The sequence below is a fragment of the Methylobacterium sp. J-077 genome (assembly GCF_022829365.1).
In the GTDB taxonomy this organism is placed as follows: domain Bacteria; phylum Pseudomonadota; class Alphaproteobacteria; order Rhizobiales; family Beijerinckiaceae; genus Methylobacterium.
Genome location: NZ_JAKSYJ010000237.1, coordinates 1 through 2,373 on the forward strand (window position 1 = coordinate 1; position 2,373 = coordinate 2,373).

General features: G+C 67.6%; 2 pseudogenes. Both read right to left on the reverse strand.

Going from position 1 to position 2,373, the window contains the following annotated elements:
• Positions 1-258 precede the first annotated feature (258 nt).
• Positions 259-995: pseudogene (gene istB / locus MKL11_RS30890) on the reverse strand (IS21-like element helper ATPase IstB).
• A pseudogene (gene istA / locus MKL11_RS30895) lies at positions 992-2,236 on the reverse strand (IS21 family transposase); the annotation flags it as partial. The pseudogenes istA and istB, both read right to left, overlap by 4 nt.
• Positions 2,237-2,373: the final 137 nt, after the last annotated feature.

The window sequence follows — 2,373 nt, forward strand, 5'->3', positions numbered from 1 at the left end:
GCCTCAAACTGATCAAGCGGAGCATGTACGGCCGCGCGAAGTTCGATCTTCTGCGCCAGCGTGTCCTCCATGCCGCCTGAGGTCGACCCGTAGAGCTTGGCCGTACGAAGGCTCGCCAGCACCGAAAGTGCGGATGAACCCGAACTTTGACCCCCTGGATGGGTATGGCGGGACGCCCCTGATCAGCCCGGCGAAGTGGGTCGGGGTGGCGCAGCCGGGCTGATCAGGGGTCCAGCCAGCGCGATGTGTGCGCCGGCCTCAGGCGCGGTTCTTGAAGCGCCAACTCTCGTTGCCGGTCTCGACGATCTCGCAGTGGTGGGTGAGCCGGTCGAGCAGCGCCGTGGTCATCTTAGCGTCGCCGGCGAACACGCTCGGCCATTCCCCGAAGGCGAGATTGGTGGTGATCACGATCGAGGTGGTCTCGTAGAGCTTGCTGATCAGGTGGAACAGGAGCTGGCCGCCCGACTGCGCGAACGGCAGATAGCCGAGTTCGTCGAGCACCACGAGATCGAGCCGGGCGAGATGGTCGGCGATGCGGCCCTGCCGGCCGGCCCGTGCCTCTGCTTCGAGCCGGTTGACGAGGTCGACGACGTTGTAGAACCGGCCCCGCGCGCCATCCCGGATGCAGGCCCGCGCGATGGCGATGGCGAGAGGTGGGTCTTGCCGGTGCCGGTGCCGCCGACGAGCACGACGTTGCGCTGATGCGCCAGGAACTCCCCGCCGGCGAGATCACGCACCAGCCCCTCGTTGATCGGAGTGCCGTCGAAGGCGAACTCGGCGATGTCCTTGGCCAGGGGCAGCTTGGCGATCGTCATCTGGTAGCGGATCGAGCGTGCCTGCTTCTCGGAGATCTCGGCCTGGAGCAGGTCGCCGACGATCTGCTGCGGCTCGTGGGTGCGCTTGAGCGCAATCTTGATGATCTCGTCGTAGGCTGCCTTCATCCCGAAGAGCTTCAGCTCGCCCATGGTGGTGAGGATGTGCTGGCGTTCCATCATAGGGCTCTCCTCAGGCTGTCGTAGCGGGCACAGTCGGCGACCGGCTCGTGGCGCAGCCGCAGGCTCTCGGGCGTCAGGATGGTGACGGGCGCGGTCGGCTCGCGCTGCCGGGCGAGGATGTTGAGGACGACGTCGGCCGAGTGGACGCCCTCGCGCAGGGCCTCGGCACAGGCCGCCTCGACGGCCGGCAACCCGTCGGCGAGCACGGCGGTGAGGATCTCCACCATCTGCCGGTCACCCCCGGCACTGCCGGCGAGCTTGCGTCGGACCCGGTCGAGGGCGGCAGGCAGCACCCAGTCCTTGAACGGTGCGCCGTTCCGGAGCGCGCCGGGTTTGCGGGCGAGCACGGGGACATAGTGCCAGGGATCGAACACGGTCTGATCCCGGCCGAAGGCGCGCTCGTGCTCGGCGACGATGCGCCCGTCCTGCCGGATCTCGATGCGCCCGGCGTACGCCCGCACCTCGACCGGTCGACCGATGGCCGAGGCCATGACCGAGTAGCGGTTGTTGTCGAAGCGCACGAGGCAGGTCGTGGACACCGAGGCGGTGATGGCGTGGAAGCCGTCGAAGCGACCGGCATAGGGAACGAGGGCTGCCCGCTCGGCCTCGAACCGCTCCCAGACGGTGCGTTCGCGCTCTTCGGGATGAGGATGCACCTTGGCGTAGGCGATCACCTGATCGAGCAGGAGCGCGTTCAGCTCCTCGTAGCTCTTCACCCGGACGCGCGGGGTGAAGAAGCGCTCGCGCACCAGCCCGACCTGGTTCTCGACCTGCCCCTTCTCCCAGCCCGAGGCCGGCGTGCAGGCGACCGGATCGACGAGGTAGTGCGAGCACATCTGCAGGAAGCGGCGGTTGTAGGCGCGCTCGCGCCCGACGAAGATCGTCTCCACCGCGGTCTTCATGTTGTCGTAGATGCCGCGCTGGCAGGTGCCTTGGAAGAACGCGAACGCCCGGTCGTGGGCGTCGAACACCATCTCCTGGCTCTCGCGCGGATAGGCCCGCACGAACAGCATGCGCGAGTGGCAGAGCCGGACGTGGGCGACCTTGACCGTGACGGTCGTGCCGCCGATCAGCACGATCTCGTGGCTCCAGTCGAACTGGTAGGCCTCGCCCGGAGCGAAGGTGAGCGGCACGAAGGCCTGCGCCGTGACCGAGGCCCGCTCGCGCTTCCAGGTTTTGGCATAGCGGCGAACGGCATCGTAGCCGCCCTCGTAGCCGAGCCCGCGCAGCGCCTCGTATACCAACCCTCGTTAAGTGGGACTCACGGGGTAGCCTCGGCGGCTGAGGGGTGATTCTGTCTTTGGGTTTGGAGCCCGAGGAGGATGTCATGGCTGCTCCGGTACCGCTGCGGTCAGACTTTGACGCTGACGGTCTGCGC